This is a genomic window from Deltaproteobacteria bacterium CG11_big_fil_rev_8_21_14_0_20_42_23 (genome assembly GCA_002796345.1).
In the GTDB taxonomy this organism is placed as follows: Bacteria; UBA10199; UBA10199; order 2-02-FULL-44-16; family 2-02-FULL-44-16; genus 1-14-0-20-42-23.
The window spans coordinates 1-4,743 of record PCXC01000079.1; the positions used below are offsets into that span (position 1 = coordinate 1).

The following is a 4,743-nucleotide window of genomic DNA, read 5'->3' on the forward strand; positions in this document are numbered from 1 at the left end:
CCGTTCTTCCAACGATAGTTGTTTGTAGTAGGTTCCCATGGCAACACCTTATCCATAAAGTGTTGCACTTCGTTTGTGAATTTAGGGGATCTACAACTCTATCTCAACCAAACCCTAACGACAGTAATTGGGGTGAAAGTTTTTTATCATTTCCGAAACCAAGATAACACAAAGAAAAACACCGCATTTAAACAGGCTGAAACAATCACCACACTTGCCCATGGATGATATTCTCCTCCAAAAACAGAAGCTTGAAGTCTAAGAAGTGCTGCAACTGGTGCAACTGGTTTATACACAACAAGATACGTCGAAAAAAGGGTGATGAGAACGATTGAGATTTTGTGAAAAGCAGTAAGAGTAAAAGGCTTTCGCGGATTTCTTTTTTGTTCTTCTTTCACTTGTTCTTTGAGTTCTTTCCAACTTAGCATGGCTTCCTTTACCAAAAAGTGCCAGGCACTTTCTGGTTTTGATCCTATTTTATGGGCAGCAAATGACCATTGTAGCACGTCGCCAAAAAGTGCCTGGCACTTTTTGGTAAGTTATCACATCTCCTCATACTCAGGTCCGCTGCCACCCTCTGGTGGTGTGAGTCTGCCGCCTTTGAAGCTGATGGCGTTGCAATGGATGCAGTTTGTGGGGTTGATGAACAAATGTTTTTTGCCATCATGCTCTTTCCATTCATATACTTCGGCGGGGCACATGTTGATGATGGCATTGCCCACTTCTTCAGAAACAGCTTGTGCAACACGCAAGTGATTTGGTTGCTTATCTTTACTGCGATTGCCCGAAGCCATCACGCTATCAAGTTTGCTAAAGGTGAGTTTGTGATCTGGCTTGGGATAGTTTCGTTTTTCTGCAAACAGTTCTTGCTGGCTATCTTGCTTGCACAATCTTTTTCCACCAGGAAAAGCGCCGCCAGTCACGGTCATGAGACCAGCTAAAACACTACCTTTCCAGAAGCCTTCACCAAAAGCTTGTCGCATGTTTCTCACTTTGTAGAGATCTTTGATGATAAAACTTTGATGAATATTTTCGTGATAACTTGCAAGCACACCAGCTTCTTGCAGGTTTTTCTTTGCCTTCAATTGTTCAAAAATAGTTTCGGCTGCCAACATGCCAGACCACATAGCGTAGTGAATGCCTTTGAGCGCGGGAACATTTACAAAACCGGCTGAGTCGCCAATGAACATGCCGCCCGGAAAGTGAAGCTGGGAGGGCAGTGCATAGTAGCCGCCTTCGGGAATGGTTTTTGCGCCCCATGAAAGACGTTCGCCATCTTTGAGTAAATCTGCAAAGAAAGGGTGCAGTTTCATTTCTTGCAAAAGATCGTGCACGGAAACGCCAGAACTTTTGCTATCAAGTCCAACGACTAAACCGAGGGCAACTTTATTTTTGCCGTAAGGATACACAAAACTTCCGCCAAATTCGTGATGCTTAGCACTGAGTTTAAGTGGCCAGCCCATAGTGTGAACAACATCTTTAAGCGGTTTTTTGACTTTCCAAATTTCCTTCACGCCAAGGGCAGCAATTTGGGGCATCTCGCCGTGCAAAGAAAAATGCTCCAAAGCAGCTTGGGTGAGGTGGCCTTTGTTGCCTTCGCCCAAAACGGTAACCTTGGCGATGAACTCTGAACCTTCTTGAAAGTTTGGCATTTGTGAGCCGTCTTGATTGCGGCCTTTGTCGTCAGTTTTAATTCCAACAACTGCATTATCTTTCAGCAAAAGTTTTGTGCCAGCAGTTTCGGGCAAGACGGTTACGCCAAGTTCACCAGCTTTTTCGGCAAGCCATGCGCCCACTTTGGAAAGAGAGGCCGAAAAGTTGCCATGATTTTTCATGGTAGGTGGAGTGGGGATGCGAATTTTTCCAGATTTTGTGAGGAAATACACTTTTTCAGAGGAAACTTTTTCGAAGAAAGGAAAATCTTCATCTTTCATTTCAGGAAAAAGAGCATGAAACGCGACGGGATTAATAATGGCGCCAGAAAGCAAATGCGCGCCGGGGAATTTTCCTTTTTCTACCACTACAACCGGGAAGTCACCAAGTCCAGCTTTAAGTTCTGGCTCTGTTTCCAGCAGTTGGCTCAAGCGAATAGCGCCGGCTAAGCTTGCAGGCCCAGCTCCCACGAAAAGCACGCCAGCATTCAGCTGCAGCTCAGGGCCAGCAGCTGGCGCGCCAACAAATTCGTTGGCCTTTACCGGTGGTGGATAATCAGCGGGAATGCGCGACATAAAAACTCCTTCAAAAATTAAAATTGCACTTGCGGTACTTCTTTTGCGCCTTTGCCAGCTTCAAAATAAACAGCTTTTCGTTCGAAGCCAAAAATGGCGGCAATGAGATTGCTGGGAAAACGTCGCACCAAAGTATTGTAGGTACGCACCGCTTCATTGTAGCGTTTGCGCTCAACGGCAATGCGGTTTTCTGTTCCGGCAAGTTCATCTTGAAGCTGCAAGAAATTTTGATTGGCTTTTAGCTGCGGATAATTTTCTGCAACCAGCAAAAGCCTTCCAAGGCTTGCACCCAAAGCTTGGTTGGCTTCAACTTTTTCTGGAACGCTAGAAGCCTGGCCAACTCTAGCTCTGGCGTTGGTTACTTCGGTGAATACTTTTTCTTCGTGCGAAGCATACCCTTTTACGGTGTTGACCAAGTTGGGAACCAGATCAGCGCGTCGTTGTAAAACGTTTTCCACTTGAGACCACGCGGTGCTTACGTTTTCATCGGCACTTACCAGTGAATTATATTTTGGAAATGAAAGCAAAAACAGAAGAGCTACGACGCCAAGTATAATCCATATTTTTTTCATATCTACTCCTTATAAAGCTTTAGGTGAGGGAATGTGTGTCCACATATCTAGTGATGGTGGTGAGTTGTGTCAAGTAAGCATGGAGCGTGCTGCGCAACTCTTTTTTGATCTGTTTGGTGTTTCCAGTTTCCAAGCATTCTGCAAGCACCAGAAAAATTTGCGGATCACATTCAATGCACTTTGCAAGCTGCAAAATAAGCTCTTTGTTTTTGTCTTCAGGTTTTTCGCCAAGCAAATGAAGTATTCCGCGAAAACTTAAGAGGATGGAACTTAAACTTCCCATAAGAGCATTCAGTAAAAGTTCTTTATCATTTTTGTGACTTGCAAACAAACTTCGAAGGTGAAGTTTTTTGCCGCGGAGTTCTGTTTCGCACTGATGTCTTAAGTTGCCCAGCGGAATTGCTTTTTCTTTCAGCGGATGCTGGCCAAATAAGACTTTGCTGCGTTGCTTGATGTCTAAATACTCAAGTGGAAACACATCAAGCGCATCTTGAAAATGATGCGGTGAAAAAAAGAGTGGCTCAGGGTTACCTTGCTTACACCATTTTTGCAGCACATCAGAAGCGAGTTCCAAAATTTCCATGTTCAAATCTGAAAGCACCATTAAAGTGCTCACTTTTTTTTCAAGGGTTTTTGAATCTTGGTTCGATAAAGATCCAAACACCAAAAACGAAAGCAATTTTTCTTTATATATTTTTTGAAGCTGCTGATTTAATTCGTAAAGATTCATACCAACTCCTTTTTGTGTTCATAATTTTTAAAATTTCCCCTCCTAGCGGGAGGGGAGTAAGGGGAGGGAGAAAGGCACATATTTGAAAACTACACCCTCACCTCGTTCCTCTCCCTTAGGGAGAGGAAGAAAAACACTATTGCAATGAGCTACCAACCACGGGAAGAACCTCCTCCACCTGACATCCCACCCCCAAACCCACCAAAGCCGCCACCAAACCCTTGTCCGCCGCCACCTCCACGGCCACCAGAAGCAAGCAGGATAAAGAATAGCAGGCGAGGATGTTTGATGAACATGTACAGAAAAAACAAGCCAAACAAAATTTTGAACGGCCATGGAAGTGAATTTTTTTTGACTTGAGGAACCTCGCCAGAAAATTTAAAGTTCAATTCCATTTTTGTGTTCAGCACATCAATAATACTCAGCGTTCCTTGCACAACGCCATTTCCAAATTCACCTTTTTTGAAAAAAGGAATTACAGCGTTATCGAGTATCCTGCCCGCTAAGCTGTCATTGATCACACCTTCCAGGCCATAACCAACTTCGATGCGGGTTTTTTTCTCGTTGGGAGCAATGACAAACAAAAGCCCGTTATCTTTTCCTTTTTTGCCAACGCCAAGTTGTTCAAAGCGCGTGACAGCATAATCATCAATCACATTTTCGTTGAGACTCGCGGGAATATCCACCGCAATTTCGATGGAAGTTTTTCGCTCAAAAGAAGTGAGTAAAATTTCAAGCTCTTGCTCCGTCTTCGCATCCAAAAGATTGGCCGCATCAAAAACAAAATGCCCACCTTGAGCAAAAGCCGGAAGTGAAGTGAAGAGGTTAAGGAAAAAGAGAAATAAAAAAAGACGAAGCATTTTCATGATGCAGTCTGTGTAGCAGAGCAGAGAAATAGTTCAATGGTTCAAATAGGGCGATGGGGCAATGGAACAATAGTGCGATGGATCAATGCTGTCATTGCGAGTTTTTGTGAAACAAAAACGTGGCAATCTCCTCTGACAATTCAGTTTTTCTCTGCAATGACGCGAACAATTGTAGGGACGCATTGCAATGCGTCTCTACGAAGACTTCATTTTGGAATGACAAGTTTTTTTCTCTACGTCTCTCTTCTTTCAGCCCTATCAGCATCAATAAAGCGTTTGGCGTCAGCTTCAGAAACACCAAGGTGTTGGGTGAGAAGCATTTTTACTTGTCTGTAAAATTTGTCTGG

At 43.8% G+C, this 4,743-nt stretch carries 5 protein-coding genes; all 5 read right to left on the reverse strand.

Going from position 1 to position 4,743, the window contains the following annotated elements:
• Positions 1–146 precede the first annotated feature (146 nt).
• The 5 genes from COV43_09100 to COV43_09120 all read right to left on the reverse strand — a co-directional run bounded on the left by COV43_09100 (position 147) and on the right by COV43_09120 (position 4,396).
• Positions 147–428 carry a hypothetical protein gene (locus tag COV43_09100; GenBank protein PIR24684.1) on the reverse strand — a complete coding sequence of 94 codons (282 nt, stop codon included), beginning with the start codon at positions 426–428 and terminating at the stop codon, positions 147–149.
• 114 nt (positions 429–542) lie between these two features.
• Positions 543–2,228, reverse strand: a complete 1,686-nt coding sequence (locus COV43_09105; GenBank protein PIR24685.1) for an electron transfer flavoprotein — start codon at positions 2,226–2,228, stop codon at positions 543–545.
• 17 nt (positions 2,229–2,245) lie between these two features.
• Positions 2,246–2,800, reverse strand: a complete 555-nt coding sequence (locus COV43_09110; protein ID PIR24686.1) for a LemA family protein — start codon at positions 2,798–2,800, stop codon at positions 2,246–2,248.
• A gap of 19 nt (positions 2,801–2,819) precedes the next feature.
• A complete protein-coding gene (locus tag COV43_09115; protein ID PIR24687.1) occupies positions 2,820–3,530 on the reverse strand; it encodes a hypothetical protein in 711 nt (236 codons plus the stop codon).
• Between the two features lie 149 nt (positions 3,531–3,679).
• On the reverse strand, positions 3,680–4,396 hold the full coding sequence (locus tag COV43_09120) for a hypothetical protein (GenBank protein PIR24688.1): 717 nt from the start codon (positions 4,394–4,396) through the stop codon (positions 3,680–3,682).
• Positions 4,397–4,743: the final 347 nt, after the last annotated feature.

What these genes read in the sequence shown, in the direction of transcription:
- COV43_09100 (PIR24684.1), bottom strand. Translation starts at nt 428, where the DNA reads ATGCTAAGTTGGAAAGAACTCAAAGAACAAGTGAAAGAAGAACAAAAA.
- COV43_09105 (PIR24685.1), bottom strand. Translation starts at nt 2,228, where the DNA reads ATGTCGCGCATTCCCGCTGATTATCCACCACCGGTAAAGGCCAACGAA.
- COV43_09110 (PIR24686.1), bottom strand. Translation starts at nt 2,800, where the DNA reads ATGAAAAAAATATGGATTATACTTGGCGTCGTAGCTCTTCTGTTTTTG.
- COV43_09115 (PIR24687.1), bottom strand. Translation starts at nt 3,530, where the DNA reads ATGAATCTTTACGAATTAAATCAGCAGCTTCAAAAAATATATAAAGAA.
- COV43_09120 (PIR24688.1), bottom strand. Translation starts at nt 4,396, where the DNA reads ATGAAAATGCTTCGTCTTTTTTTATTTCTCTTTTTCCTTAACCTCTTC.